We start from the raw sequence: 25,589 nt of genomic DNA, 5'->3' as shown, positions 1-25,589 counted from the left end.
GTCCTTAGCCAAGCGCCGCGCCGGATGCCAGTGCGTTTTGCCCCGCCAGTGTCGTGAGGAAGCGGTCTACATGATCCTTCGTCGTGGACCAGCTTGTCACCAGCCGCGCGCCGATCGGGTCGGGGTCTTCCCATGTGGCGTGGTCGGGCCAGAGGTAGTATTCGGCACCCGCAGCTTGCAGCCGCTCATGGCCTGCGCGCGGCCATGTGGCGAACAGCATGTTACCACCGCGTGGATAGGCGATGTCGGCGTGCCCTGTCAGCCCCGTTTCCAGCCGTTCGGCCATGGTATTGGCATGGCGGGCAAGGTCCAGCCACAGATCCTCCTCCAGCCAAGCCAGCATCTGCGCCGAGAGATACCGGTGTTTCGACGGCAAATGCCCGCCCCGTTTGCGGCGTAGCTGGAATTCCCACGCCTGTGCGGGGTCAAAGAACACCACCGCTTCCACCCCCATCAGCCCGTTTTTTGTGCCGCCCAGACACAGCACATCGACGCCCGCCCGCCATGTCATCTCTGCGGGCGAGCAGCCCTCGGCGACCAGCGCATTGGCAAAGCGCGCGCCATCCAGATGCACTGGCAGACCGTGGCTATGGGAAATGTCCGCAAGCGCCGCGATCTCTGACACAGAGTAGCGCGTGCCGCATTCGGTCAGGTTGGTCAGGCTGACCATACCCGGTTGCACATGATGCACTACGCCCTTGCCCGACTGCGCCAGCACGCGCGCCAAGGCGCCCACGTCAATCTTGCCATCCTGTCCATCCACATGGGTCAGTTTCGCCCCGCCCGTAAAAAACTCCGGCGCGCTGCACTCGTCCACTTCGATATGTGCCAACTTGTGACAATAGATCGCGCCCCAAGGCGGGCAGTAACTGGCGCAGGCCAACGCATTGGCGGCGGACCCTGTGGCGACAAGGAACACCTCTGCCGCTGGGGCCTCGAACAATGCGCGGATGCGGTCGCGCAGGGCATCCATATGGCGGTCCGCCCCGTAGCCCATGGCAAAGCCCGTATTGGCCGCGCGCAGGGCGTCCAGAATGGCGTCTGGCACGCCGGATGTGTTGTCGGAGGCGAAATGCATGGGCGGGGCCTTTTATAGAGTTGCCCCAAGCTGCGCGGGGGTGCGGGCACTGTCAAGGTGGCGACCTTGACAGCTTTGGGGGCAGGGCGCATATCCCAACCAACAGCAAGGAGTTTTGCGCATGTTCATCCAGACCGAAAGCACCCCGAACCCCGCCACGCTGAAATTCATCCCCGGGCAGGACGTGATGGAAGTGGGCACGGCCGATTTCCCGTCTGCGGATACGGCGGGCACGTCACCCTTGGCCACGCGCCTGTTTTCGGTGCAGGGCGTGACCGGCGTGTTTCTGGGGCTCGATTTCATCACCGTCACCAAGGGCGACGATCTGGAATGGCAACACCTGAAGCCCGAAGTGTTGGGCGCGATCATGGAGCATTTCCAATCCGGTGCGCCCGCCATTGAAGGCGCGGCGCAGTCGGGCCATACCGACCATGACGGGCCGGACAGCGAAATCGTGGGCCAGATCAAGGAATTGCTGGATACGCGCGTGCGCCCCGCGGTCGCGCAGGATGGTGGCGACATCACCTTTCACGGGTTTGAACGCGGCGTGGTCTATCTGCACATGAAAGGCGCCTGCGCGGGCTGCCCGTCCTCTACCCTGACGCTGAAAATGGGGATCGAGAACCTGCTGCGCCATTTCATCCCAGAGGTGACAGAGGTCCGGCCCGTTGCGGTCTGACGCGCTTGTTCTGGGTTTTGACACATCGGCCGCGCATTGCGCGGCCGCTTTGGTGTCGGGCGACCGCGTGCTGGCCAAATTGCAAGAGGACATGGCGCGCGGGCAGGCCGAACGGCTGATGCCGCTGCTGGAAGAGGTGCTTGCCCAAGCTGGCGCAGCGTGGGCCGATCTGGCGGCGATTGGCGTGGGCATTGGCCCCGGCAATTTCACGGGCATCCGCATCTCCGTAGCCGCCGCGCGCGGCTTGTCGCTGGGCCTGGGCGTGCCGGCCATCGGTGTCAGCGTATTCGACGCACGCGCCCATGGCTTGCCGCGTCCCGTGACGGTGGTCGAGGATGCGCGGCGCGGTATGGTCTATGTGCAGGATTTTGACGACGCGGTTCGGGAACCGCTGTTGCTGGACGTGTCCACCACGGGCATTGCAGAGGGTGTTGCCGTAACCGGCACCGGCGCGGCGCTTTTTCCAGATCGCGCGTTGCGGGTGCTGTCGAGCGCCACACCTTTGGCCGTGGCAATCGCGCAGATTGCCGCAAGCCGCTTGGACAGCCCACAACCGCGCCCCGCGCCGCTCTATCTGCGCGCGCCCGATGCCGCCCCCTCGAATGACCCCGGCCCGGTAATGCTGTCATGACGCCAGACGCATTGGCGGCGCTGCATGCGGCGGCCTTTCCGCATGACCCGTGGTCGGCGCAGGATTTCGCCGCGTTCCTGCAAGACCCGACTACATTGCTTGTGACCTGCGCCCAAGGCTTTGCCGTGCTGCGCGTGGTGCTGGACGAGGCCGAGGTGCTGACACTTGCGGTTGCGCCTGCCGCGCGGGGGAAGGGCCATGGCACAGCGCTTCTGAGCGCGGCGCAGGCGCAGGCCGCAGAGCGCGGCGCCACGCGGATATTCCTGGAGGTTGCTACCGACAACGTCGCCGCCCGAGCCCTTTACGCGCGTGCGGGCTTCGTGCAGACCGGCCAACGGCGGGGCTATTATACGCGCACGGGCACGCTGCCGGCTGACGCGCTGCTGCTGGAACGCGGATTGGCCTGACCTTTGGTCACTTCATGGTCAACGGGCCGGTGCGCCGGTTTTTCCTGTTGACCCTGCCTGCCCTTAGGGCGTTAATCGTGTCCAATCGCGGCGCACCGCGAGTGTTCCCTATTCCCCAAGCGCGCATAAGTCGCGCATCCCAACAGGAGAGCTTGAATGACAATCCTCAAAACCCTGTCCGCTTCCGTGTCCGCGCTGGCGCTGGGCACCGGCGTGGCCGTGGCCGAGCCGGCGCTGATTTTCGACCTCGGCGGCAAGTTCGACAAATCCTTCAACGAGGCTGCGTATAACGGCGCAGAACGTTGGAAGGCCGAAACCGGCGGTGACTACCGCGACATCGAGATGCAGTCGGCCGCGCAGCGTGTGCAGTTCACCCGCCGCATGGCCGAATCCGGTGCCAACCCCATCGTCGTGCTGGGCTTTCAGAACGCCCCGACGCTGGAAGAAGTGGCACCCGACTATCCAGACACCTCCTTCGTGCTGATCGACGCCGTGGCAGACCTGCCCAACGTGCGCTCGGTCATTTTTGCAGAGCATCAGGGCAGCTACCTGGTCGGGATGCTGGCGGCAATGGCATCGGAATCGAACACGATCAGCTTTGTCGGTGGCATGGAAATCCCGCTGATCAGCGCGTTTGCCTGCGGCTATGCCCAAGGCGCGAAAGCCGTGAACCCCGATATGGAAGTGATCGTCAACTACACCGGCAACACGCCCGACGCGTGGAACGACCCGGTGCGCGGTGGTGAAATCGCGCGCGGTCAGGTCAGCCAAGGGTCTGACGTGGTGTTCGCGGCAGCGGGCGGCACGGGGCTGGGCGTGCTGCAAGCCGCCGCCGATGCGGGCGTCTATTCGATTGGTGTGGACAGCAACCAGAACTACCTGCACCCCGGCTCTGTTCTGACCTCCATGCTCAAGCGGGTCGATCAGGCGGTTTATGACGCGTTTTCCGAGGGCCCCGGTCTGGAAACAGGCATCGTGACCATGGACCTGTCGGCCAATGGGGTCGGCTACGCGGTCGATGACAACAACGCCGAGCTGATCACTGCAGAGATGCAGGCCGAGGTAGAGGCCGCACGCGAAGCGATCATCGCGGGCGAAACCATGGTGCATGACTATCGTTCCGACAGCACCTGCCCGGCTTTCTGAGCAACGGGTATGACAGCGACGACAGACCAAGCGGCGCGGCAGGAGACTGCCGCGCCCTCTGTGCCCGCGATAGAATTGCGGGGCATTTCCAAGGCGTTCGGCTCCGTTCAGGCCAACAAGGATATTTCCATCACCGTGCAGCGCGGCACGATCCACGGCATCGTGGGCGAGAATGGCGCGGGCAAATCGACGCTGATGTCTATCCTCTACGGGTTCTACAAGGCCGATTCGGGCGAGGTGTTCATAAACGGGGCCCGCACCGAAATTCCCGACAGTCTGGCCGCGATCCGTGCCGGTATCGGGATGGTATTCCAGCATTTCAAACTGGTCGAAAATTTCAGCGTGCTGGAAAACGTCATCCTTGGCGCAGAGGATAGTGCGCTTCTGGGCCCGTCGCGCAAGCGCGCGCGCGGCGTGCTGAAGCAGCTTGCCGCAGATTTCGAGCTGGAGGTCGACCCGGACACGTTGATCGAGAACCTGTCGGTCGGGCACCAGCAACGGGTGGAAATTCTCAAGGCGCTCTACCGCGAAGCCGATATCCTTATCTTGGACGAACCGACGGGCGTGCTGACCCCGTCAGAGGCCGACCATCTGTTCCGCATCCTGCGCGGGTTGAAAGAGCAGGGAAAAACCATTGTCCTGATCACCCACAAGCTGCGCGAGATCATGGATGTTACCGATGCTGTCAGCGTCATGCGGCGTGGCGAGATTGTCGCGACGCGACCGACAGCGGACACCAGTGCGACCGAACTTGCCGAGTTAATGGTGGGCCGTAAGGTTTTGTTGCGCGTAGAAAAAACCAAGGCACAGCCGGGTGACGAAGTGCTGCGGTTGGACGGGCTGCGGCTGGTAGATGCGCAAGGCGTGGAACGTTTGCGCAAGATCGGCTTTTCCATCCGCGCCGGTGAAATTCTGGGGATTGCGGGTGTCGCCGGCAATGGCCAGTCCGAATTGTTGGAAGTGCTGGCGGGCCTGCGAGAGGCCGAAGGGCAAGCATGGCTGCGCGGGGAACCCTTGCCGCTGTCGGGGCCAGAGTGCAACGGGCAGGCGCGCCGCGCCGCCCGCATTGCCCACGTGCCGGAGGACCGCCACCGGCGCGGGTTGGTTCTGCCGTTTCATGCGTGGGAGAATACCGCGCTCGGCTACCACCATGATCCGCGCTACAATCCCAACCCATGGCGCATGGATGGCGCGGCGATTGTCGCCGACACCGCCGCCAAGATGGAACGCTTCGACGTGCGCCCCCCCGACCCGCAGCTTCCCGCCGAAGGGTTTTCGGGCGGGAACCAACAGAAAATCGTGCTGGCGCGCGAAATCGAATACGGCCCCGACCTGTTGTTGGTGGGCCAGCCCACGCGCGGCGTGGATATTGGCGCAATCGAATTCATCCACCAGCGCCTGATAGAGCTGCGCGATGCGGGCGCGGCGGTGCTTCTGATCTCTGTCGAGCTGGATGAAATCCTGTCGCTGGCCGACCGTATACTGGTCATGTTCGATGGCCGTATCATGGGCGAGCGCATGGCTGATGCGACCGACGCACGCGAACTGGGCCTGCTGATGGCAGGGATGGAACAGGCATGAGCACCAAACGCATACCCCATTGGGCCGACGTCACATTGGTGCCGTTGCTGTCGGTGTTCTTGGCCTTTGTCATTTCTGCCGTGCTGATCTGGGCCATTGGCGAAAGCCCGTGGGAAGCCGTCAAGCTAATGGTCGATGGTGCGTTCGGGTCCAGCTATGGCTGGGGCTACACGCTGTATTACGCAACGAATTTCATGTTCACGGGGCTGGCCGTCGCCGTGGCGTTCCAAGCGCGGCTGTTCAATATCGGCGGCGAGGGACAGGCGGCTTTGGGCGGTTTGGGCGTGGCCTTGGTCTGCCTGTACATCCCGTGGCCGCATTGGACCCTGGCGCTGTTGGGCGCAAGCCTTGGGGCTGCGGCTTTCGGCGCGCTTTGGGCGTTCATCCCCGGCTATCTGCAAGCCAAGCGCGGCAGCCATATCGTGATCACCACGATCATGTTCAACTTCATCGCGGCGTCGTTTCTGAACTACATGCTGGTCAGCTTTTTGCGCCCGCAAGGGTCGCAAGACCCGTCCTCGCCGCGCTTTCCGGACGCGACGACGCTGCCGAAGCTGCATGAAATCCTTGGTCTGTTCGGTATTCCGTTTTCCAAGGTTCCGCCGGTGAACATCTCACTTCTGATCGCGACGGCGCTGTGTTTCGCGGTGTGGTGGATGCTGTGGCGCACACGGCTTGGCTACCAGATCCGCGCCTTCGGCGAATCCGAGCCCGCTGCGAAATATGCCGGCATCAGCCCTGCGCGGATCACCATTATCGTGATGCTCATTTCCGGCGGGTTGGCCGGTCTTATGGCGCTCAACAACGTCATGGGAGAGCAGGAGCGCCTGGTCCTGAACGCGGTCGAAGGCGCGGGCTTTATCGGGATCGCGGTTGCGCTGATGGGGCGCAACCATCCGTTCGGGGTGTTTCTGGCGGCGATCTTGTTCGGCTTTCTGTATCAGGGCGGCGCGGAGCTGGCGCTCTGGACCGGCATTCCGCGTGAATTGATCGTGGTCATTCAGGCGCTGGTCATCCTGTTCACCGGCGCGCTGGACAACATGGTGCGCATTCCCATCGCGAAACTCTTTGCGATCCGGAGGACTGGCTGATGGATATGGCAACCTTCGCGCAGGTTCTGGACAGCACCTTGCGGCTGGCGACCCCGTTGCTGTTCGCCTGTTTGGCCGGGCTGATCTCTGAACGCGCGGGCATTTTCGATATCGGGCTGGAAGGCAAGATGCTGGCTGCCGCGTTTCTGGCCGCTGCCATTGCGTTCGTGTCCGGGAATGTCTGGCTGGGCGTGCTGGCGGGGATTGCCGTGTCGGTCTGCATGTCACTCATTCACGGCGTGGCCTCTATCACCTTCAGGGGCAACCAGCTTATTTCCGGCGTGGCGATCAATTTTCTGGCGGCCGGGATCACGGTCGTGATTGCGCAGCGTTGGTTTCAGCAGGGCGGGCGCACGCCGTCGCTGACGGGCGATGCGCGTATGGCACCGTTGGAGCTGCCCTTTGCCGAAGCCTTGGCCGATGTGCCCGTGCTGGGGCCAGTCTATGGCATCTTCTCTGGGCATGCGCTGCTGGTTTACGTTGCCTTCCTTTGTGTGCCCGCGACATGGTTCTTGCTGTTCCGCACCCGTTTCGGTCTGCGTCTGCGCGCGGTGGGCGAAAACCCCGCAGCCGTCGACACGGCGGGCATCTCTGTAATCGGAATGCGCTACGGCGCCGTCGCGATCTGCGGCGTACTGTGCGGATTGGCGGGGGCGTATTTGTCCACCGGCCTGTCGGCAGGGTTCGTCAAGGATATGAGCGCAGGTCGCGGCTATATCGCGCTGGCGGCGATGATCTTTGCCAAATGGCGGCCATGGCACGCAATGGGTGCGGTGCTGCTGTTCGGCCTGCTGGAAGCCGTGGCCAACCGCTTCCAATCCATCGAGATCATGGGCCTTGCACTTCCCATTCAGGTCATGCAGGCCTTGCCCTACATCCTGACCGTCGTCATTCTGGCCGGGTTCGTCGGGCGTGCCATTCCGCCGCGTGCGGGGGGTAGCCCTTATGTGAAAGAACACTAGCCGCGCGCCGCGCCGGGACCGAGTATGCAAATCTACCTTCCCATTGCCGAAACCTCTGTCAACGCGTTCACGTTGCTGGGGGTTGGCGGCGGCGTTGGTGTCCTGTCGGGCATGTTCGGTGTGGGTGGCGGGTTTCTGATCACACCGCTGTTGTTCTTCATCGGCGTGCCGCCCCCCGTTGCGGTGGCGACCGGGGTCAACCAGGTTGTGGCCAGTTCCATTTCCGGCGTGCTTGCGCATCTCAAACGCAAGACGGTGGACCTGCCCATGGGCTGGGTGCTGCTGGCGGGCGGCCTGATCGGGTCTATCATCGGCATCTGGTTCTTCAACCTGATGAGCCGCTTGGGCCAGATCGACCTGATCGTGCAACTGTCTTATGTCATCTTTCTGGGCATCATCGGCGCGATGATGTTCAACGAAAGCCTCCGGGCCATGCTGCGCACCCGCTCGGGCACCGCGCCACGGCGCAAACGGCATACCCATCTTTGGGTGCATAACCTGCCATGGAAAATGAAGTTCCGCGCATCGGGATTGTATATCTCCGTGGTGCCGCCGCTTTTGGTCGGGGTTGGCGTGGGTATTCTGGCCGCGATCATGGGGGTCGGCGGCGGGTTCATCCTTGTGCCGGCCATGATCTACCTGCTGGGCATGCCGACAAAGGTCGTGATTGGCACATCGCTGTTTCAGGTCACGTTCGTTGCGGCCTTTACCACCATGATGCACGCCATCACCAACCAGACGGTCGATGTGATGCTGGCGGTGTTCCTGATCATCGGCGGCGTGATCGGTGCGCAGATCGGCACGCGCCTCGGGCTGAAGCTGGGCGCGGAACAGTTGCGCATCTTGCTGGCGCTTCTGGTGCTGGCGGTGTGCGGCAAAATCGCGTTCGACCTGCTGTGGCCACCAGCGGAACTGTATTCCATCTCTGTGGCAGAGGGGGCGTGATGGCACGGCTCTGGATATGTCTGATGCTGCTATGCGGTGCGCTACCCGCACAGGCGCAGGAAGAGGTGGTCGCGGGCCTGAGCCAGAACAGCGTGGCGCTGACGGTCAATTTCGTGGGCTCGGATATCCTGATCTTTGGCGGTGTGCGCCGCGACGGCGCCATCCCGGATGGGCCGCTGGACGTGATCGTGACTGTCGAAGGCCCGCCGCAAGCCGCTACCATCTGGCGCAAGGCGCGCCGCGCAGGGATCTGGATGAATACCGAGTCCCAAGACGTGCGCGCCGCCCCCAGCTTCTATGCAGTGGCCAGCACCGCGCCCTTGGCCGATATTCTGTCGCCAGAGGCCGATCTGGATTACCGCATTTCAACCCGGCTGGCGATATTCGAGGCCCGCAGCGGTGGCGATGTGACCGACCCTGCCGCCTTTACCGAGGCGCTGATCCGCATTCGCCAGAATGAAGGGCTGTATCAGGAAGGGCAAAGCGCTGTCGCGCTGGAGCGTGATACGCTGTTCACCACCCGCATTACCCTGCCCAAGAACATTGTCGAAGGCAGCTACGCCGCGCGCATTTTCCTGCTGCGCGACGGGGCCGTGGTCGACGAGCATGAAACGTTCATCGAGGTGCGCAAAGCCGTGCTGGAACGGTGGCTTTACACGCTCGCCTATGACCAGCCCGCGCTTTACGGGCTGTTGTCGCTCTTCGTTGCGGTTGTCTTTGGATGGGGCGCATCGGCGGTGTTCCGGCTGATGCGCAGCTGATCGGCAGTGTTCAGCCGCCGAATAACCCGCCGAATGTATCGCCAAAGACGTATCGCATCGCATAGACAAGCGTCGCGATCATCAGCGCGCCGGCGATCATCATAATCGTCCATGCAAAAAGCTGGAACCCGATCACCAGCCCGCCAAGCGCAACGCCCGAAATGGCGGCGCGTTTTGCTTCGTGTCGCACGAAAGAGACAAGGCCGAACACCACGGCCAGGCCCGCTAGAACACCCGTGGCGACATTTAGGTAATCATCCAGGTCGCGCGGCACGGGCTGGGGTGGCGGCGTGTCTTGTCCCGATGCGGCACGCGCAGCGGATTTGGCGATTTCGGCGGCCATGTCGCCCAGAGAGGTGCCAACCGTCTGTTGCGGCGCGAAGGGCCCGGCCCAGAAAATCGCAATGACTAAAATCAGGGCAGCCGCCCCGGTACCGAAGGCGGCCCAACCAAAAGGTTGCCGTATCTGGGTGTCTGACATGATTTGCGCCTCGAGCAGAAATTGACTGTCCGATGGTATGGGCATGAATCATGGCGTCAATTTGGCGACAGGCTGGCGTTAGCCCGGTGCTTTACCCAATTGCGCCGTAGGCCCCGCCGAAAAAGCTCAGGCCCGCGCCGTCGCGCGTGGCCACGCGCAAGACTTCACCCACGACGATCGCATGATCGCCACCGGGATAGACGGCATGGCGCGCGCATTCGAAGCGCGCAAGGCATCCGGGCAACATGGGCGCATCGCCCAGACCCGGTTCGATACCCGGCAGACTGAAATCGAACCCGTCCCGCGCGAAATGGCGGGCGACCTCCAACTGGTCATCCGCCATGACATGGATGGCGAAATGCGCGGCCTGCTCGAACACGTCGAAGCGGCGCGAAAACCGCCCCGGTGCCCACATCACCAATGCCGGATCAAGCGACAAGGCGGCAAAGCTGTTGGCGGTTATGCCCACCGGCCCGTCCGGCCCGTGCGTGGTGACAACGGTCACGCCGGTCGCAAACCGCCCCAAAGCATCGCGAAAATCGCGCTGATGCGCCTCATCGGGGGTGAAAACCTGCTCGTTCATAACCGATCCGTCCATTTCTGCTGCTCCTGCCTGTGCCTTTGCGCCAGTTAACCCGCCGCTGCCACAGGGCAAGCCCGCCTTATTCGTCCTTTTGGCCCGAAATGGCCCTTTGCAATTCAGCGATGCGGGCGGCCATACGGGGCAGGCGGCGCAGCGCCTTGCGAATTTCCAACTGGGTTTCCAGTTTGGTGGCCGGGTCGCCGAGGATCGCACGGCCCGCGGGCACATTGGAATATATCCGTGTGCCACCGCCCGCAATCACGTCATCCCCGATGAAGATGTTGTCATTCACACCCACTTTGCCCGCGAGCAACACACGGTTGCCGATCCGGGTAGAACCTGCAATCCCCACCTGGCCGCAGAGCATGGCATCCTCGCCGATTTCGACGTTATGGCCGATATGCACCAGCGAATCGAGTTTTGTGCCCGACCCGATCACAGTGTCACGCACCGTGCCTCGGTCGATGGAACTGTTCGCGCCCACCTCGACATCATCCCCGATGCGCACCGCGCCCAGCGAATTGATGCGCTGCCATTTCTGCTGGCGGATTTCGCGGTCACCCGACAGCTTGGCGCGCACGTCCTCTGCCGCTGACGGCTCTGGCGTGACAAAGCTGAACCCATCGCCACCGATCACGCAACCGGGCTGCCCGATAAAGCGCGCGCCGATCCGCACGCGCGCCGCGATCCGAACGCCTGCATGCAGCGTGGCGTCGTCGCCGATCATCACATCCTCGGCCACGCTGACATGCGGCCCGATGCGCGCGCCCGCGCCGATGACTGCCCGCGCCCCGATCACGGCGAATGGCCCGATGCGCGCGCCATTCCCGATTTGCGCGCCGGGGTCGATACACGCGGAGGGATGAATGTCTGCGCCGAAATCATATCCCGGATCCAGTTCCTGCGAGACCCGTGCCATGGCCATGCGCGGGCGCGGGGCGAAAATCGCTGCCTCCAGCCCCAGTGCGCGCCAGTCGGCGCCGGGCCATAGGATGGCTGCCCGGGCCCGTCCCATGGCAAGCCCGTCTGCATATTTCGGGGCCATCGCAAGCGCCAGGGCGTCGGGGCCCGCATCTGCAGGTTCGGCGGCATGCGTCACACTCAGGTCCAGCGCGCCCTCGGCTTGCAAGCCCAAGGCTTGGGCAAGGTCTGCGATACTATGCGCCATGTGCGGGCCTTTCAAACTGCTCGCGTCCTTCTAACGAATGCCGTCGCGCAGGACCAGCCGTTTGCAACGTGACAGCGCGGCAACTTGACGGCATAGGCAGGGGATGGATTTGCTTGCCCTGTTTCTGGCGGCCCTCATTGCGGCCACGTTTTTGCCCGCGCAATCGGAAATCGTGCTGAGTGCCCTTGTGCTGGCAGGCACGCAGCCTGTCTGGTTGCTGCTGGCCGTGGCCACGATTGGCAATGTGCTCGGGTCTTGTGTGAACTGGGCTATGGGGCGCTTTCTGATGCGTTTTGCCGGTCGCAGGTGGTTCCCGTTTTCGGCCGGACAGATCGCGCGCGCGCAGGCTTGGTATGGGCGCTATGGCTGGTGGAGCCTGTTTTTCGCATGGGTGCCCATTATCGGCGATCCGTTGACGCTGGCCGCCGGCATCTTGCGCGAACCGTTCTGGCGGTTTTTACTGGTTGTCGGGTTTGGCAAGTTCGCGCGGTATGCGGCGCTTGTCTGGGCGCTCTTGGCGGCGGGCGAGGGCTTGCCAGCCGCGCCATGACCTGCGAGGAACAAACAAAAACCGGAGCCGGATATGACCAAACCCGACCGCCCCGCGGAAAAACCGCCCGAACAGGTTTATACCTTGCTGGTCCAACTTGGCCAAAGCGACGATCTGCCCAAGGGCGCGACGGGCGCGGGGCTTTTGCTGTACGCGCCGGGCGCGGACGAGGCAGGGGCGGTGCGCGACGCGGTCGCAGTTCTGAAACAGGCCGATGTCCGGCCGCTTGATGTGACAAGCTACGGCACTTTGTCAGAGCGGTTGGCGGCTGGTGATCATATTCCGCAAGACGAACAGGATCTGATGGCGCGCGCGCTGGCCGAAAACGCTGTCATCGTGGCTCAGAAAACATGGTTTACCGATGACGCAGACGACGATTGACACTGTCGCGCTGACGGCAGAGCTGGTGCGCTGCCCGTCCGTCACACCCGAAGAGGGCGGCGCGCTGCTGCTGCTGGAGGGGCTGCTGACACAGGCGGGCTTTGCCTGCACCCGCGTGGACCGGAACGGCACCGCCAACCTGTTCGCACGCTGGGGGACGAAAGGGCACGCGCGCAGCTTCGGGTTCAATGGGCATACCGACGTGGTACCCATCGGCGTGCGCGCCGATTGGACGCGCGATCCCTTCGGCGGCGAACTGGATGCCGGTCGCGTCTGGGGGCGCGGGGCATGCGATATGAAATCGGGCGTGGCGGCGTTTGTCGCAGCGGCAATTGATTTCGTGCGCGACACGCCGCCCGATGGCGCTGTAATTCTGGCCATTACCGGCGACGAGGAAGGCCCCGCGCAAGACGGCACCATCGCCCTGCTGGACTGGATGCGCGCCGAGGGCGAGGCGATGTCGGCCTGCCTGGTGGGCGAGCCGACCTGCCCCGAGCAGATGGGCGAGATGATGAAGATCGGACGGCGCGGATCGCTGAACGCTGTGATCACCGCGCGCGGGCGGCAGGGTCACGCGGCCTATCCGCACCGCGCGGCAAACCCGCTTCCGGTGCTGGTGCGGCTGCTGGACCGTCTTGCGCAGCACGAACTTGACCAGGGCACGGACCATTTCGACCCGTCGACGCTGGCGCTGACCACGGTGGATGTGGGGAATGACGCGACCAACGTCATTCCGGCCACGGCGCGGGCGGGGCTGAACATTCGGTTCAATGACCTGCATTCGGGGCCAAGCCTGACGGAATGGCTGCACGGCATGGTGCAAGAGGAAAGCGCAGGCACAGGCGTGGCGCTGGAGGTCGATATCCGCGTGTCGGGTGAAGCGTTCCTGACGCCGCCGGGGCCGCTGTCGGACATGGTTGCCCGCGCGGTCGAGGCGGAATGCGGTCTTGCGCCCAAGCTTTCGACCTCGGGCGGCACGTCGGATGCGCGCTTCGTTAAAGACCATTGCCCGGTGGTGGAATTCGGGCTTGTGGGGCAGTCGATGCACCAAGTCGACGAATTTGCGGAAATCGCGCATATAGAACAACTTAAGCGCGTTTATTCGCGCATTTTGCAGGATTATTTCGCCTGATGCTCGACCTGCGCATGACGGATGACATTGCAACCTGCCACGCACTGCGGCGGGTGGTGTTCATTGAAGAGCAGAATGTCGATGCAGCACTTGAGGTCGATGGACGCGACGGGGACGCGCTGCATGTGCTGGCGCGGATGGATGATACGCCCGTCGGCTGCGCGCGTATTCTGATCGCGGGTGACATGGCCAAGATCGGGCGGGTCTGCGTGCTCCGCGCCCATCGCGGCACCGGTATCGGCCAAGCCCTGATGCGCGCGGCGGTCCAAGAGCTGCGCGCCCGCCCGGAAATACGCCGCGCGAAACTTGGGGCGCAGACCCATGCGCTTGGGTTTTACGCGGCGCTGGGTTTCGTCGCCACGGGGCCCGAGTATCTGGAGGCGGGGATCGCGCATCGGGATATGGTGCTTGATCTATCCGCGTGACAGCTATTGGCGTGACGGGGCGGGCGCATCATGCTAGAGCGCAGCGCATGAGATATGCCCCCTGCTGCCCAGATCGCCCACCCGCCCACCCCCGTCAGGGGCTACGCCCCTGCCTTGCGCTCTGGGCAGCAGGGGGCGCGTGATGGTCAAGCAACTGCCCTCATTGACCGAGCTGCGCGATTGGATGACCGCGAACCCCGAGGCCACGCGCCGCGACATTGCGCGCGCCTTTGGTATTAAGGGCGCGGCAAAGATTGACCTCAAAGCCATGCTGCGCGAGTTGGAGGGCGAGGGCGTTGCCCCGCGCCGTCGCGCCTCTGGCGGCGCATTGCCGCCCGTGACCGTGCTGGAGGTGCTTGGCCCCGACGCGGATGGCGATCTGTTCGCGCAGCCCATCGAGTGGCGCGGGCAGCGCGCCGCGCCGCGTGTCATTCTGCTGACACCCAAGGATGTTGGCGCAGGCGACCGTGTGCTGGCGAAATGCGAGGCGATCCGCGGCCCAGATTACGACTATCAGGCCCGGATCATCCGCAAGATCGGCGCTAACCCGCAACGCATATTAGGTCTGTTCCGCGCCGGTGCAGAAGGCGGGCGCATCATGCCCATCGACAAGGGGTCGGATCGTGACTGGATGGTCGGCCCGCATGACGCGGGCGACGCGCAGGATGGCGAATTGGTGCTGGCCGAACCCATGGGCCGCGCGCGGTTCGGCCCGCCCCGCGCGCATGTGGTCGAGCGCTTGGGCGACCCGACAGCCCCCAAGGCGGTATCGCTGATTGCCATTCATCAGCACGGCATTCGCGATGCCTTTGACGATGCGGTGGTGGCAGAGGCCGACAGCGCCCAGCCGATGCCCATGGGCAACCGTCTGGACCTGCGCGAGACAGCGCTGATGACCATCGACCCGTGGGATGCGCGCGACCATGATGACGCGCTTTATGCCGAAGCGACGGGCGACGGGTTTACCCTATGGGTCGCCATTGCCGATGTGGCCGCCTATGTGCGCCCCGGATCGGAGCTGGACCGTGAGGCGCGCAAACGCGGCAATTCCACCTATTTCCCCGACCGCGTGGTGCCGATGTTGCCCGATACGCTCTCGGGTGATCTGTGCTCGCTGCACGAAGGGGTGGACCGGCCTTGCATTGCGCTGGAAATGCAGATCGACGCCGAGGGCACCAAGACCGGCCACAAATTCCACCGCGCGATGATGCGCTCTGCTGCCAGCCTGACCTATGAGCAGGCGCAGGCGGCGGATGAGGGGCGGCTGGACGACCAGACCGAACCGCTTGCCGGGCCGCTTGGCGATCTGTTCGCCTGCTACCGCGCGCTGCAAAAGGCGCGCGCGCGCCGCCAGCCGCTAGAGATTGACCTGCCGGAGCGGCAGATCGTGCTGTCAGACTCCGGACGCGTGACATCTGTCGCGTTCAAGGAACGCCTCGACGCGCATAAGCTGGTCGAGGAATGCATGGTGCTGGCAAATGTCGCGACGGCTGAAACCCTGCGCGAGAAGGGCCGCCCGCTGCTATACCGCGTGCATGAAGAACCCAGCGCCGACAAGCTGGAAGGCTTGCGGCAGGTCGCGCGCGAGACGGGGCTGGTGCTGGCCAAGGGGCAGGTGCTGCATACGCGTCATCTGAACCGGTTGTTGGCGCAGGCCGAGGGCACCGAGTTTGACGAGATGATCAACATGGCCACGCTGCGGTCCATGACGCAGGCCTATTACGCGCCTCAGAATTTCGGGCATTTCGGCCTCGCGTTGCGCGAATACGCGCATTTCACCTCTCCCATCCGGCGCTATGCCGATCTGATCGTGCACCGCGCGCTGATCGCGGCGCATGGCTGGGGGGATGACGGGCTGTCGGCTTGGGATATCGAGCATCTGGAGGAGACGGCCAAGGCCATATCAGAGGCCGAGCGCCGGTCGATGACAGCCGAACGCGACACCAATGACCGCTACCTTGCGGCGTTTCTGGCCGAACGCGTGGGCGCGGAATTCGCCGGGCGCATTTCGGGCGTTGCGCGGTTCGGCGTGTTCGTAAAGCTGGACGAGACCGGCGCGGACGGGCTGGTGCCCATTCGGAGCATCGGGGCCGAGTATTTCCGCCATGACCCAGAGGCCCAAAGCCTGACGGGCGAGCGCACGGGGGCGGTGATCAGCATGGGCCAGCGCGTGCTGGTCAAGCTGGCAGAGGCAGAGCCGATCACTGGCGGGCTGATGCTGGAGCTGCTGGAGGTCGAAGGCGACGCGCTGCCGGTCGCGCGCGGTGGCCCGTCGCGGGGCGGTCCCAAGCGCAAGGCGGTCAAAGCCAAGCGCAAGGCCACCAAGCTGGCGCGCAAGTCTCGCCGCAAAGGGTAGGGATGTCGGAACAGGTTGCCATGCCCCCGCGCGCCCTGATGCCCGATTACCTGCGGCTGATCGCGCTGTTCGGCATTGTCATCGTCAATGTGCAGTTCATTGGGTTTTCAGTGCTGCATGGGTTTGCAGAGCCGATGGGGCAAAGCGCTGCCGATGATGTCACGCTGTGGCTGATCAACGGGCTGGCGCTGCTAAAAACCTACGGGCTGTTTTCCTTCATGTTCGGCGTTGGGCTTGGGTTCCTGATGCGGTCCGCCACGCGCCGGGGGCTGCCCTTTGGCAAGCTCTACCGCAACCGGATGCTTGGCCTGCTGGGCTTGGGGTTGCTGCATGGTTGCCTGTTTTTTCCCGGTGATATTCTGGTGATCTATGCTGTGGCAGGGTCCATCCTGTATCTGTTGCGCGACTGGCCCTTGCGGCGTCTGGCAACGCTCGGCATGGTGTTGCTGGCCTTGCAACCCGTGATCGCGCTGCCCTTGTTGCTGGGCCCGTCCGACACCCCGCCAGAGTTTTTCACCATAGAGCAAGATGCGCTTGGCACGGGCGGGTTTCTGGAGGCCGCCTTGTTCCGCACTTTGGGCTTTTTGTTCACCCTGCCGGTGTTCCTGATCGTGCAGGGCATATCGGCGCTGGGCTGGTTCTGCCTTGGGTTGGCGGCGGTGCGTGCGGGGATGATTGACCGGGCCGACCACCCGCTTTGGCGGCGCGCGCGGCGGTTCTGCCTGTGGCCCGGTCTGGCGCTTAGCCTGCTTGGCGCGGCGATCTGGCAATGGGGGCCCGCAAATTATGGCGCGGCCCTGACCGTCATCGTCGCCCCTGTCGCTACATTGGGCTATCTGGGTGTGATCGCGGCCCTCGCTCGGCCTCCGGGACCGGTGGGGTCACAGGTGTTGGCGGCGGGCGGGTCCAGCCTGAGCATCTATCTTGGCCAATCGATCATCCTGTCGACCGTGTTCTCGGCCTACGGGTTTGGCCTGTGGGGCCAACTTGACCGCGCAACCGCAACCGCTGTCGCGGTGCTTGTCACGGTCTGCCTGATCGCGGCGCTTACGCTGTGGCGGCGCTGGTTCGGGCAAGGGCCATTCGAGTGGCTATTGCGGCGCATCACCTATGCGGGTCTGCGGCCCTAGCCTTGCCCCGACGCCTCAGATACCGCGTGCGGCCTCGTGCGCGATGCGGGCGATTTCGCTGCGGTGGATGCCCAGATCGGCCAGTTCGCGGCTGCTAAGTGCCTGCAACTCGTCGCGCGTCTGGCGGTAGCGGGCGTGTTGCGCCATGCGTGTGCGCAGTGCGTCGCGCAGGTTGTGCAGGCGTGCCATCAGGCCAGCGAATTGCGGGGCGGAGTTCGATACATATGCCATGAGACGTTCCTTTCATGCGTTTGTTACCGCCAACATATGCCAATGCTGCGCCTGCACAATAGACATGCCGGAATTGCCGCTATGCAGCATTGGCAAGGCTCATACATCTTTTGCCCGGTTTTCAGGCACCGGAATGCAAAACGCGACCGGCGCAGTGCCGGTCGCGTGAAACATAGACGGATCGGGCGGATTACTTGGCCGGACCTGCCTCCAACACTTCTTCCAGCGTGCGCAGTCCGGTCCGCGGGGATTGCACCAGCACCGACATGTTGCCGGGCAGGTGTTCATTGCGCAGCATCTTGGTATGCGCGGCGGGGATTTCCGACCACTGGAACACTTCGGACATGCACGGGTCCAGACGGCGTTCGACCATAAGCTGGTTGGCGGCAGACGCCTGCTTCAAATGCGCGAAATGCGAACCTTGCAGGCGCTTCTGGTGCATCCACATGTACCGCACGTCGAAGGTGCAGTTAAAGCCGCTGGTGCCCGCGCAGATCACGACCATGCCGCCTTTTTTGCAGACGAGCGTAGAGACGGGGAACGTCGCCTCTCCGGGGTGTTCGAACACCATATCGACATTCACACCCTTGCCGGTGATGTCCCAGATCGCCTTGCCGAATTTGCGCGCTTCCTTGAACCACTCGGCATATTCGGGTGTGTTGACCGTCGGCAACTGGCCCCAACAGTTGAATTCCTTGCGATTGATCACGCCTTTCGCGCCCTGATCCATCACGAACTGGCGCTTGGATTCGTCACTGATAACCCCGATCGCGTTTGCGCCCACGGTGTTGGCCAACTGGATCGCATAGGACCCCAGACCGCCCGACGCGCCCCAAACCAGCACGTTTTGACCGGGTTTCAGGTCATGCGGTTCGTGCCCGAACAGCATGCGGTAGGCAGTGGCCAGCGTCAGCGTGTAGCAGGCGGCCTCTTCCCATGTCAAGTGCTTGGGGCGCGGCATAAGCTGCTGCGCCTGCACGCGGGTGAACTGGCTGAAAGAGCCGTCATGCGTCTCGTAACCCCAGATGCGCTGGCTGGGCGAATACATCGGATCACCGCCATTGCAATGCTCGTCATCGCCATCATCCTGATTGCAATGGATAACGACTTCATCGCCGACCTTCCAGCGCGTGACCTTGTCGCCGACCTTCCAGACAATGCCAGACGCATCCGAACCGGCAATATGGTAAGGCTGTTTATGGCCGTCGAACGGGCTGATGGGCTGGCCCAGACCGGCCCAGACGCCATTATAGTTGACACCTGCGGCCATTACCAGAACCAGCACTTCGTGGCTGTCGATCTCCCATGTGTCAACGACCTCGACCTCGAACGCGGTGTCGGGCTCGCCATGGCGCTCGCGCCGGATCGCCCATGCATACATCTGTTTCGGGACATAGCCCATCGGGGGCATTTCGCCGATCTCGTAGAGGTCTTTCTCGGGGGCGTCATACTCAACGACGCCTGTCTGGTTATCCAGAGCCATTGCGGCCTCCAAAGCTAGGGTTGCGGGGGCGGCCCCCGATTGTTGGTGCTGCGCCGCAGAATTCATGCGGCGCTTGCAGCGTGGATAAAATGGGCTGCGCAACATTGCAACCCTGAATATTGGCATTTTGTAATTTTATGTCTTTGGCATCACGTCGGACTGAGCCTCGTCCGGCGCGCTTTGAATGACCGATGCCGCGTAATAGGCGATTGCTGCTTCTTCACCCGGCGCAATTGTGAAGCCGTTGTTTTCCTTGTGGATCATGCCGCGCAACTGTAGGTGTTCCAGCCCGCGCTCCAGCAGGGTGTCAAGTGGATCGGGCATGTCGGACTGCGCCACAAGTAGGGTCTGCGCCTCTGCCTGAAGCTGCGACCACGCGCCGCGCCCGCCCGACTTTTGCAGCGCCGCTGCGGCAAGCGGCACGGCTAGAACTGGCATGGCGTCCTGAATGCGGCCCATCAGCAGCGCGACCAAGGCATCTGCATCCGCCTCGGGGCTGGTGTCCAGGTAGCTGCGCAGCGATACCGGCTTGCCATAGCTGACTGCCGCCTGACCAAACCCCCGGAAGCGCCCGCGCAGTTTTTGCCACACAACCCGCGCGACAAAGGCCAATGCCACGCGCGGCCGCCCCCGGAAGCGCCGCTTGCCGCTGGCTTGCGCCGCGATCAGAACCCTGTCTTCCAGCACGCGGTCATAATTCAGCGCAACCGGCACAAAGACTACGTCATGCGCGCTGCGCGTGTCCCAGCCGCGCAGGATATATGTCAGCAGACCGACCCGACCCGCGCCCAGGCGCCCGTCAAGGCTTAGCCCGCCCTCGGGGAAAATGGCCTGCGTGCTGCCTTGCTGCACCGACATCTGGACATAGCGCGCCAGCACCGCCCGATAGAGCGGGTTGGCATAGCGTCGCCGGATGAAATAGGCCCCCATCGCGTGGATAAAGGACTTCAACGGCCAGATCCGCGCCCATTCGCCGACCGCGTAGCTAAGTGCGGCCTGTTGTGCTGCCAGCCATGTGACCAGAACATAGTCCATGTTCGAGCGGTGGTTCATCACAAAGACAATCGCGTCATCCGGGTCGATCCCGTCCAACTGGCGCTGGTCTTCGGCGCGGACCACGACGTCATACAAACCCTCGCCCAAGCGCCGCGCCAGCCGGATGGCAAAGCCGAAATACGTGGCCGTGGAAAACCCCGGCACGATCTCGCGCGCATAGGATCGGGCTTTCTCGAAGGCGACGTTGGGCGGGATACCCTCGTCGCGCGCGTGCTGGCGCACGGCTTCCATGACCTGCGGGTCATAGACCAGCCGGATCACCTGATCCTGACGCCGCATCAGCTTGAACGGCTGGATGGGTCGTTTCAGCCGTTGGTTCAGGCGCGCCACCGCCCGTTCGGCCCGTTTGCGAAAGAACCACCGCACCGAAGGAAACAGGAAATGCGATGCGAAGGTGACCGCGGCAAAGCCCACGATCAACACCAAGGCCCAGAATGGAAGCTCTACGCTCTGAAACATGCGAGCACTTTGTCATCATAGTTTGAAATGGTAAATCCACTGTTCGGGCGGGCCTGCGTCTGTGGTTTGCATGCCTACCAACGGCTCTGGGTCCAAGCGGTGGGAAATGTCGACAAATCCGCCCTCTGGCATTGCCCCTTCGCATCTGCATACGCGCGTGCCATGGTCATGCCGTTCCGGGTTTTCTGCGCAATGCCAGCGCAGCAGGTCGCCCTGCGGGTGCGGGGCGTGCGCACAGCCAGGCCGTTGCGCGCACATGTCGAAACACTGCTCGGGAATGCTTCGGCATCCGTTCAGGCCAGTTCAGGCCCGCCGTAACCCCTTCATCCTTGCTCAAATATCCTCTGGGGTGAGCGCGCGCCCCGTAGGGGGGCGGGCGAGGGGGCGGAATGCCCCCTTGGAAACGCAATAGGCCCCGCGCATCCGGCGGGGCCCACTCGAAAGCTGTCGCGAAATCGGTTTAGCCGACCAGTTCCAGACCGGCGAAGAAATACGCGATCTCTTCGGCTGCGGTTTCCGGTGCGTCCGACCCGTGGACAGAGTTTTCGCCGACCGACTGCGCGAATTCCGCGCGGATGGTGCCCGGTGCCGCATCGGCGGGGTTCGTGGCGCCCATCACTTCGCGGTTCTTGGCAATGGCGCCTTCGCCTTCCAGCACCTGCACCACGACCGGGGCCGACGCCATGAATTCGCACAACTCGTCATAGAAGGGGCGTTCGGCGTGAACCTTGTAGAACTCGCCCGCTTGCGCCTTGGTCATGTGAATGCGTTTTTGCGCCACGATGCGCAGGCCAGCGTCTTCGAACTTGGCGTTGATCTTGCCGGTCAGGTTGCGGGCGGTTGCGTCGGGCTTGATGATCGAGAAGGTGCGCTCTAGGGCCATGATGTCTCTCCGGATATATCTGGGCGCGAAAGTGATTTTCCGCGTGCGAGGGCCGCTTACCATGGGTGTATGACGGTGAAAAGACCCTGCGCGCCGGGCTAGTCGCTGCGCACAAAATCCAGCGGGCGCATCACTCCCAATGGAAACAGCGACAGGCTGTTGCGCGACAGCTCGAACACCTCGAAACAGCGGATATCGCCGTCGCGCGCATAGCTCTGCGCCAGCAGGTAGGGGCCATCCCCGCGCGCGCCGTCGCAGGTAGTTGCCAAGTCCATCAGGCGCGTGTCGGTTGGAATGTGCTCGTAGCTTTCCTCGAACACCCCGCCCGCGATCAGCAGTTGGTAATTCGGGTCGCTGGCAGAGGTCCAGAAGCCTTGCAGCCGCGCGCGCAGGGCGGCGAAGGGGTCGTCGCCTTCGGCCCGCGCCTCGCGCAGCGTCACCTCGACATTCGCGCCCTCGTAGAACGCCAGATCGCCGCGCCAGCTCATCGGCGTGTTGGGGGGGAGATCCATCAGGTCTTCAAGCAGCCCTTGGTCGGTGTGAAACGCGCTGGATGCAACATAGCGCCAGCCATCCTTGTGCAACTCGCATTGCACGCTGGCATCCGTCACCTCGCAATGGCTGAGAAGGCCGCTGATGGAATAGGGCTCGCCATGCGTGCCGGGCGGAGGGGTTTTGGGGGTTGGTGGCGCGGTCGGTGTCGCGCCGCTGGTGAGCGTCATGGTGAAGCGGGTGGTTCTGTCGCCAAGCGCAATCTCGGTAAACGCCTCGCGGTCAAAGCCGCGTTCGGCGCAATTCTCGTCGCCCGATATGTCGAAGGGCTGGGGAGAGGTGCAGAAGAAGTAGCTCTCATGCGTCCAGCTATCGACCGCCGACGTGGCGCGGTAATAGTAGAACCGGTTTTCCAACGGCTCTGACACCGCCGCCCGGCATGCGCCCGGCTCCACCGCCCACCACCCTTCGGAGCGCCACGCGCCCTCGCTGCGGTAGCCAATGGCCACGGTCACGCGGGCGCTTGTTTCATTGCAAAAGCGCAACTCGGCGGCCGCAGGGGCGGGCAGCGCAAGCGCAGGCAACGCGAGGGCGGATAGGATAAGAGCGCGCACTGCAAGTTCCTATGCTTTGGACATTGCAGCACTTTGGCACAGGATTTGCGTTTTGCGAAGAAAAAGCAACCGATGCGGAGAATGGGCAATCACTGCACGAATAGGTCGCCTGACCGTATGTGACCCAGCATGGCGGGCACGGCACGAATCCCGCCATGTTCCTCCAGCCAATCAAGCGTAAGGCAGGCCGATGCTGTATAAAGCGCCTCTGTCTCGGTTGCGGCCCGTCGTCTGAATTCGCGCTGGTTCGAGGGTGGTTGCGGCCAATCCCCGGCCTTGCAGCCTGTGACCTCGCCATCGGTGATCTCCAGATAGCGGGGGTCATGCGACACAAGCACGGCCAATCCCTCGTCGAACCATGTCGGCACGGGTTGTGTCAGACGCCGCAAGGTTCCCAGCCGCGAGTGCAGTTCTGCATGGGCCAGTTCATGCGCAAGGATCGTGGGGTTTGCCCCCTCTGGATAGACGAATACGAACATGTTCGCATAGGCCATGGCGCGCGGCCTTGGCCCGGTTTTGACGCCGCAGTCCCCCGACAGACACAAAAACCATATAGGGTCTGCGCCGGGATCGGGATAGACCTGTTGCAGCATGTCCCGTGCGGCGTCAAAGCTCTGCAACGCCGCGTCAATCTGGGCTTCGCTTGCCTGTGTGTCGGCGTAGATGCGCGGCGCAACTTCGCGAAAGCCCGAACAGGCCGGGCAAAGATAGGCCCTGACATGCGGTTCGGAATACACAAAATACACCGATGTCATGCCGAAAAGCGCCAGGATCGCCCAAATCCCCCAACGCCAGACGCCGCGCGTGGGGCGTCTAGCCTGCATCCTCCACCCCCGGCGCAGCGACCAGTTTACCCTTGCGTGTGTCCGGGTAGACCAGGCCGGCAGAGATCACCAGCTTCGCTGCGTCCTCTATCGACATGTCCAATTCGATTACGTCGCGGCGCGGCAGGAACAGCAAAAACCCAGAGGTCGGGTTCGGCGTGGTTGGCAAAAAGACCGAGACCAGTTCATCGCCGTCCGACAACTTGTCGCCAATCTCGCCCCGCGTGGTGGTGGAAATGAAGGCCGTGGCCCAAATCCCCTTGCGCGGGTATTCCACAAGGCAGGCGCGGTCGAATGTGGGGGCCGAGCGCGCCAAGATCGTATCCGCGATCTGTTTGACCGCGTTGTAGATCGAGCGCACGACCGGCATCGCCTCGACAATGCGTTCGCCCCAGCCGACCAGCGTGCGTCCGACAAAGCCTTTGGTGAAATAGCCCATGACCAACGTGAACACCAGAAACAGCGCCACGCCCACGCCGGGCACGTCCCATCCGGTCAACACTTCGGGGTGAAAGCGGCGCGGGATCAGCGGCATCACGATCCCGTCGATCCATGTCACCACGTTCCAGACCAGCCAGACCGTCAACACGCCGGGTGCTATCACCGCCAGCCCGGCCAGAAAATTCGAGCGGATCGAGCCGAGAAACCCGCGTTTGTGTTGGTCTGTCGACATGATCTGCCCTGCCTTGTCTTAGCCGCTGATATGGGGGGCGGCCGTGTCCGATACAAGCGCCCGCGCGATCTGCGCGCCCAGCCGCGCATTGTTCCGCACCAACGCGATATTAGCGGTCAGCGATGCGCCGTCACTCAGCTCGAAAATACGGGCGAGCAAGCGGGGTGTGACCTCTTTTGCGGCCACGCCCGCGCAATCGTCCAGCGCCTGCGCGATCCAGCCGTCGATCACGGCGCGAGGGATTTCATCCGCCTGCGGGATGGGATTCGCGATCAACTGGCCACCGGGCAAGCCAAGCGCGGCGCGCATCTGGTGGGCGCGCGCAATCTGTGCTGCGTCATCCATGCGCAGGGGCGCGGGCAGCCCGCTGTCGCGCGACCAGAAGGCGGGGAAACCGCTTTGCCCATAGGCAATGACCGGCACGCCCAGGGTTTCCAGCACTTCCAGCGTTTTGGGCAGGTCCAGAATGGCCTTGGCCCCGGCGGCAACCACGGTGACAGGGGTTTGCGCGAGTTCGTGCAGATCGGCGGAAATGTCGAAGCTGTCTTCCGCCCCGCGATGCACGCCGCCAATACCGCCGGTCGCAAATACCGCAATGCCCGCGCGCGCCGCGCAGATCATGGTGGCGGCCACGGTCGTCGCACCGGTTGCGCCCGTCGCCAGCGCCACGGCCAGATCGGCACGGCTAAGTTTCAGCGCGCCGTCTATCTGCGCCAGTTGCTCCAGCCGTGCAGGCTCCAGCCCGATATGAAGCACGCCATCCAGCACCGCGATGGTCGCAGGCGTGGCCCCTGCGGCGTGGATATCCTCCTCGACCTGCCGCGCCATGTTCAGATTTTGCGGGTAGGGCATCCCATGAGTGATGATGGTGGATTCCAGCGCAACAATGGGCGAACCCGCCCCGCGCGCGGCGGCCACTTCGGATGAATAACGCATCTCAAGCATCTGGAATCCCTTAGTGTTCTGGACCGCCCGCGACATAGGCGGCGGCGGTGCGCAGCGCATGTGCCAGCGCGTCCTGGCGCGCCATTCCGCGCGTTTCTGCCGCCATATGTGCGGCCATGAACGTGTCGCCCGCGCCGGTCACGCGCAGGGCCTGCACCTGCGGGGGCGCAAGGGTCAGCACTGCATCGGCGCTGGCATCGGTGGTGTCGCGTGCGCCATCCGTCACCAACACGCGTTGCGCATCGCGCGCCAGCAATCCGCGCGCGGCCGCTGCGGAACTGGCGAATTCCGTGCCACACAGCAGCCCCGCTTCCTCTAGTGTTCTGAGTCTGACACTTCCTACCTGTTTCCGCGAATTTCATCGAGCGCGTTCAGAGCGCGGCGTTCCCGGGTGAGGATGTCCTCGGCGGTTTTGGTCCATTTGAAGGGTTTGGGCTTGTCG

The 25,589-nt window shown here is 63.5% G+C and carries 27 protein-coding genes and 1 pseudogene; 15 read left to right on the top strand and 13 right to left on the bottom strand.

Annotation, left to right across the window (positions count from 1 at the left end):
- Window positions 1-4 precede the first annotated feature (4 nt).
- The gene (locus tag ROE7235_RS08405) at window positions 5-1,078 is read right to left on the bottom strand and encodes a threonine aldolase family protein (RefSeq protein ID WP_121094577.1); all 1,074 of its coding nucleotides are present in this window, start codon (window positions 1,076-1,078) and stop codon (window positions 5-7) included.
- 121 nt (window positions 1,079-1,199) lie between these two features.
- Here ROE7235_RS08405 and ROE7235_RS08400 point away from each other — a divergent pair, with 121 nt between their 5' ends.
- The 9 genes from ROE7235_RS08400 (at window position 1,200) to ROE7235_RS08360 (ending at window position 9,281) form a co-directional block, all read left to right on the top strand.
- Window positions 1,200-1,757, top strand: a complete 558-nt coding sequence (locus tag ROE7235_RS08400; RefSeq protein ID WP_121094575.1) for a NifU family protein — start codon at window positions 1,200-1,202, stop codon at window positions 1,755-1,757.
- On the top strand, window positions 1,747-2,388 hold the full coding sequence (gene tsaB / locus ROE7235_RS08395; protein WP_121094573.1) for a tRNA (adenosine(37)-N6)-threonylcarbamoyltransferase complex dimerization subunit type 1 TsaB: 642 nt from the start codon (window positions 1,747-1,749) through the stop codon (window positions 2,386-2,388). The genes ROE7235_RS08400 and tsaB overlap by 11 nt, the downstream gene beginning before the upstream one ends.
- Window positions 2,385-2,795, top strand: a complete 411-nt coding sequence (gene rimI, locus ROE7235_RS08390) for a ribosomal protein S18-alanine N-acetyltransferase (RefSeq protein WP_121094571.1) — start codon at window positions 2,385-2,387, stop codon at window positions 2,793-2,795. The genes tsaB and rimI overlap by 4 nt, the downstream gene beginning before the upstream one ends.
- A gap of 156 nt (window positions 2,796-2,951) precedes the next feature.
- Complete coding sequence (locus ROE7235_RS08385; protein ID WP_121094569.1) at window positions 2,952-3,941, top strand: BMP family lipoprotein; 990 nt, start codon at window positions 2,952-2,954, stop codon at window positions 3,939-3,941.
- 9 nt (window positions 3,942-3,950) lie between these two features.
- Entirely contained in the window at window positions 3,951-5,522 is a 1,572-nt protein-coding gene (locus ROE7235_RS08380) for an ABC transporter ATP-binding protein (protein WP_121094567.1), read from the top strand.
- On the top strand, window positions 5,519-6,613 hold the full coding sequence (locus tag ROE7235_RS08375) for an ABC transporter permease (RefSeq protein ID WP_121094565.1): 1,095 nt from the start codon (window positions 5,519-5,521) through the stop codon (window positions 6,611-6,613). Before ROE7235_RS08380 ends, ROE7235_RS08375 begins: the two co-directional genes overlap by 4 nt.
- Window positions 6,613-7,575 carry an ABC transporter permease gene (locus tag ROE7235_RS08370; RefSeq protein ID WP_183073412.1) on the top strand — a complete coding sequence of 321 codons (963 nt, stop codon included), beginning with the start codon at window positions 6,613-6,615 and terminating at the stop codon, window positions 7,573-7,575. The genes ROE7235_RS08375 and ROE7235_RS08370 overlap by 1 nt, the downstream gene beginning before the upstream one ends.
- A gap of 24 nt (window positions 7,576-7,599) precedes the next feature.
- Window positions 7,600-8,520, top strand: a complete 921-nt coding sequence (locus tag ROE7235_RS08365; RefSeq protein WP_121094562.1) for a sulfite exporter TauE/SafE family protein — start codon at window positions 7,600-7,602, stop codon at window positions 8,518-8,520.
- On the top strand, window positions 8,520-9,281 hold the full coding sequence (locus tag ROE7235_RS08360; RefSeq protein WP_121094560.1) for a TIGR02186 family protein: 762 nt from the start codon (window positions 8,520-8,522) through the stop codon (window positions 9,279-9,281). The genes ROE7235_RS08365 and ROE7235_RS08360 overlap by 1 nt, the downstream gene beginning before the upstream one ends.
- Window positions 9,282-9,291: 10 nt before the next feature.
- On the opposite strand, the gene ROE7235_RS08355 is transcribed toward ROE7235_RS08360, so the two are convergent.
- The 3 genes from ROE7235_RS08355 to ROE7235_RS08345 form a co-directional block, all read right to left on the bottom strand.
- The gene (locus tag ROE7235_RS08355; RefSeq protein WP_147434188.1) at window positions 9,292-9,762 is read right to left on the bottom strand and encodes a hypothetical protein; all 471 of its coding nucleotides are present in this window, start codon (window positions 9,760-9,762) and stop codon (window positions 9,292-9,294) included.
- A 91-nt stretch (window positions 9,763-9,853) separates the two neighbouring features.
- Window positions 9,854-10,360, bottom strand: coding sequence for a flavin reductase family protein (locus tag ROE7235_RS08350; protein WP_245963911.1), 507 nt, complete (start codon window positions 10,358-10,360; stop codon window positions 9,854-9,856).
- Window positions 10,361-10,424: 64 nt separating this feature from the next.
- Entirely contained in the window at window positions 10,425-11,513 is a 1,089-nt protein-coding gene (locus tag ROE7235_RS08345; protein WP_121094555.1) for a UDP-3-O-(3-hydroxymyristoyl)glucosamine N-acyltransferase, read from the bottom strand.
- 103 nt (window positions 11,514-11,616) lie between these two features.
- On the opposite strand from ROE7235_RS08345, the gene ROE7235_RS08340 reads away from it, so the two are divergent.
- The 6 genes from ROE7235_RS08340 (at window position 11,617) to ROE7235_RS08315 (ending at window position 17,487) form a co-directional block, all read left to right on the top strand.
- The gene (locus ROE7235_RS08340) at window positions 11,617-12,063 is read left to right on the top strand and encodes a YqaA family protein (protein WP_121094553.1); all 447 of its coding nucleotides are present in this window, start codon (window positions 11,617-11,619) and stop codon (window positions 12,061-12,063) included.
- Between the two features lie 33 nt (window positions 12,064-12,096).
- Window positions 12,097-12,444 carry a DUF8846 family protein gene (locus ROE7235_RS08335; protein ID WP_121094551.1) on the top strand — a complete coding sequence of 116 codons (348 nt, stop codon included), beginning with the start codon at window positions 12,097-12,099 and terminating at the stop codon, window positions 12,442-12,444.
- Window positions 12,425-13,576, top strand: coding sequence for a succinyl-diaminopimelate desuccinylase (dapE, locus tag ROE7235_RS08330; protein ID WP_121094549.1), 1,152 nt, complete (start codon window positions 12,425-12,427; stop codon window positions 13,574-13,576). Before ROE7235_RS08335 ends, dapE begins: the two co-directional genes overlap by 20 nt.
- Window positions 13,576-14,001 carry a GNAT family N-acetyltransferase gene (locus ROE7235_RS08325; RefSeq protein ID WP_183073410.1) on the top strand — a complete coding sequence of 142 codons (426 nt, stop codon included), beginning with the start codon at window positions 13,576-13,578 and terminating at the stop codon, window positions 13,999-14,001. The genes dapE and ROE7235_RS08325 overlap by 1 nt, the downstream gene beginning before the upstream one ends.
- Window positions 14,002-14,143: 142 nt before the next feature.
- Window positions 14,144-16,357: a ribonuclease R gene (gene rnr, locus ROE7235_RS08320; RefSeq protein ID WP_121094545.1), complete on the top strand. Its 2,214-nt coding sequence runs from the start codon at window positions 14,144-14,146 to the stop codon at window positions 16,355-16,357.
- A 2-nt stretch (window positions 16,358-16,359) separates the two neighbouring features.
- Entirely contained in the window at window positions 16,360-17,487 is a 1,128-nt protein-coding gene (locus ROE7235_RS08315) for a DUF418 domain-containing protein (protein ID WP_121094543.1), read from the top strand.
- Window positions 17,488-17,502: 15 nt separating this feature from the next.
- Here the strand turns inward: ROE7235_RS08315 and ROE7235_RS08310 are convergent, their stop codons facing one another.
- The 9 genes and pseudogenes from ROE7235_RS08310 to ROE7235_RS08265 form a co-directional block, all read right to left on the bottom strand.
- On the bottom strand, window positions 17,503-17,718 hold the full coding sequence (locus ROE7235_RS08310; protein WP_121094541.1) for a DUF1127 domain-containing protein: 216 nt from the start codon (window positions 17,716-17,718) through the stop codon (window positions 17,503-17,505).
- A gap of 190 nt (window positions 17,719-17,908) precedes the next feature.
- Window positions 17,909-19,201: a crotonyl-CoA carboxylase/reductase gene (ccrA, locus tag ROE7235_RS08305; protein WP_121094663.1), complete on the bottom strand. Its 1,293-nt coding sequence runs from the start codon at window positions 19,199-19,201 to the stop codon at window positions 17,909-17,911.
- Between the two features lie 135 nt (window positions 19,202-19,336).
- Window positions 19,337-20,716: a 1-acyl-sn-glycerol-3-phosphate acyltransferase gene (locus ROE7235_RS08300; RefSeq protein ID WP_121094539.1), complete on the bottom strand. Its 1,380-nt coding sequence runs from the start codon at window positions 20,714-20,716 to the stop codon at window positions 19,337-19,339.
- A gap of 460 nt (window positions 20,717-21,176) precedes the next feature.
- Entirely contained in the window at window positions 21,177-21,599 is a 423-nt protein-coding gene (gene ndk / locus ROE7235_RS08290) for a nucleoside-diphosphate kinase (protein WP_121094535.1), read from the bottom strand.
- A 98-nt stretch (window positions 21,600-21,697) separates the two neighbouring features.
- A complete protein-coding gene (locus ROE7235_RS08285; RefSeq protein WP_121094533.1) occupies window positions 21,698-22,705 on the bottom strand; it encodes a DUF1036 domain-containing protein in 1,008 nt (335 codons plus the stop codon).
- A gap of 89 nt (window positions 22,706-22,794) precedes the next feature.
- Complete coding sequence (locus ROE7235_RS08280; protein WP_147434187.1) at window positions 22,795-23,529, bottom strand: hypothetical protein; 735 nt, start codon at window positions 23,527-23,529, stop codon at window positions 22,795-22,797.
- Complete coding sequence (locus ROE7235_RS08275) at window positions 23,519-24,202, bottom strand: DUF502 domain-containing protein (RefSeq protein WP_121094529.1); 684 nt, start codon at window positions 24,200-24,202, stop codon at window positions 23,519-23,521. The genes ROE7235_RS08280 and ROE7235_RS08275 overlap by 11 nt, the downstream gene beginning before the upstream one ends.
- A gap of 18 nt (window positions 24,203-24,220) precedes the next feature.
- Entirely contained in the window at window positions 24,221-25,147 is a 927-nt protein-coding gene (locus ROE7235_RS08270) for a pseudouridine-5'-phosphate glycosidase (RefSeq protein WP_121094527.1), read from the bottom strand.
- Window positions 25,148-25,157: 10 nt separating this feature from the next.
- Window positions 25,158-25,466: pseudogene (locus ROE7235_RS08265) on the bottom strand (PfkB family carbohydrate kinase); the annotation flags it as partial.
- Window positions 25,467-25,589 lie beyond the last annotated feature (123 nt).

The sequence above is a fragment of the Roseinatronobacter ekhonensis genome (genome assembly GCF_900499075.1).
GTDB classification, from domain to species: Bacteria; Pseudomonadota; Alphaproteobacteria; order Rhodobacterales; family Rhodobacteraceae; genus Roseinatronobacter; species Roseinatronobacter ekhonensis.
This window is presented reverse-complemented; position numbering and strand designations above follow the sequence as displayed.

What these genes read in the sequence shown, in the direction of transcription:
- ndk (WP_121094535.1), bottom strand. Translation starts at nt 21,599, where the DNA reads ATGGCCCTAGAGCGCACCTTCTCGATCATCAAGCCCGACGCAACCGCC.
- ROE7235_RS08405 (WP_121094577.1), bottom strand. Translation starts at nt 1,078, where the DNA reads ATGCATTTCGCCTCCGACAACACATCCGGCGTGCCAGACGCCATTCTG.
- ROE7235_RS08345 (WP_121094555.1), bottom strand. Translation starts at nt 11,513, where the DNA reads ATGGCGCATAGTATCGCAGACCTTGCCCAAGCCTTGGGCTTGCAAGCC.
- dapE (WP_121094549.1), top strand. Translation starts at nt 12,425, where the DNA reads ATGACGCAGACGACGATTGACACTGTCGCGCTGACGGCAGAGCTGGTG.
- ccrA (WP_121094663.1), bottom strand. Translation starts at nt 19,201, where the DNA reads ATGGCTCTGGATAACCAGACAGGCGTCGTTGAGTATGACGCCCCCGAG.
- ROE7235_RS08375 (WP_121094565.1), top strand. Translation starts at nt 5,519, where the DNA reads ATGAGCACCAAACGCATACCCCATTGGGCCGACGTCACATTGGTGCCG.
- ROE7235_RS08385 (WP_121094569.1), top strand. Translation starts at nt 2,952, where the DNA reads ATGACAATCCTCAAAACCCTGTCCGCTTCCGTGTCCGCGCTGGCGCTG.
- rimI (WP_121094571.1), top strand. Translation starts at nt 2,385, where the DNA reads ATGACGCCAGACGCATTGGCGGCGCTGCATGCGGCGGCCTTTCCGCAT.
- ROE7235_RS08325 (WP_183073410.1), top strand. Translation starts at nt 13,576, where the DNA reads ATGCTCGACCTGCGCATGACGGATGACATTGCAACCTGCCACGCACTG.
- rnr (WP_121094545.1), top strand. Translation starts at nt 14,144, where the DNA reads ATGGTCAAGCAACTGCCCTCATTGACCGAGCTGCGCGATTGGATGACC.
- ROE7235_RS08315 (WP_121094543.1), top strand. Translation starts at nt 16,360, where the DNA reads ATGTCGGAACAGGTTGCCATGCCCCCGCGCGCCCTGATGCCCGATTAC.
- ROE7235_RS08360 (WP_121094560.1), top strand. Translation starts at nt 8,520, where the DNA reads ATGGCACGGCTCTGGATATGTCTGATGCTGCTATGCGGTGCGCTACCC.
- ROE7235_RS08280 (WP_147434187.1), bottom strand. Translation starts at nt 23,529, where the DNA reads ATGCAGGCTAGACGCCCCACGCGCGGCGTCTGGCGTTGGGGGATTTGG.
- ROE7235_RS08335 (WP_121094551.1), top strand. Translation starts at nt 12,097, where the DNA reads ATGACCAAACCCGACCGCCCCGCGGAAAAACCGCCCGAACAGGTTTAT.
- ROE7235_RS08270 (WP_121094527.1), bottom strand. Translation starts at nt 25,147, where the DNA reads ATGCTTGAGATGCGTTATTCATCCGAAGTGGCCGCCGCGCGCGGGGCG.
- ROE7235_RS08355 (WP_147434188.1), bottom strand. Translation starts at nt 9,762, where the DNA reads ATGTCAGACACCCAGATACGGCAACCTTTTGGTTGGGCCGCCTTCGGT.
- ROE7235_RS08310 (WP_121094541.1), bottom strand. Translation starts at nt 17,718, where the DNA reads ATGGCATATGTATCGAACTCCGCCCCGCAATTCGCTGGCCTGATGGCA.
- ROE7235_RS08380 (WP_121094567.1), top strand. Translation starts at nt 3,951, where the DNA reads ATGACAGCGACGACAGACCAAGCGGCGCGGCAGGAGACTGCCGCGCCC.
- ROE7235_RS08370 (WP_183073412.1), top strand. Translation starts at nt 6,613, where the DNA reads ATGGATATGGCAACCTTCGCGCAGGTTCTGGACAGCACCTTGCGGCTG.
- ROE7235_RS08350 (WP_245963911.1), bottom strand. Translation starts at nt 10,360, where the DNA reads ATGGACGGATCGGTTATGAACGAGCAGGTTTTCACCCCCGATGAGGCG.
- ROE7235_RS08365 (WP_121094562.1), top strand. Translation starts at nt 7,600, where the DNA reads ATGCAAATCTACCTTCCCATTGCCGAAACCTCTGTCAACGCGTTCACG.
- ROE7235_RS08275 (WP_121094529.1), bottom strand. Translation starts at nt 24,202, where the DNA reads ATGTCGACAGACCAACACAAACGCGGGTTTCTCGGCTCGATCCGCTCG.
- ROE7235_RS08400 (WP_121094575.1), top strand. Translation starts at nt 1,200, where the DNA reads ATGTTCATCCAGACCGAAAGCACCCCGAACCCCGCCACGCTGAAATTC.
- ROE7235_RS08300 (WP_121094539.1), bottom strand. Translation starts at nt 20,716, where the DNA reads ATGTTTCAGAGCGTAGAGCTTCCATTCTGGGCCTTGGTGTTGATCGTG.
- ROE7235_RS08340 (WP_121094553.1), top strand. Translation starts at nt 11,617, where the DNA reads ATGGATTTGCTTGCCCTGTTTCTGGCGGCCCTCATTGCGGCCACGTTT.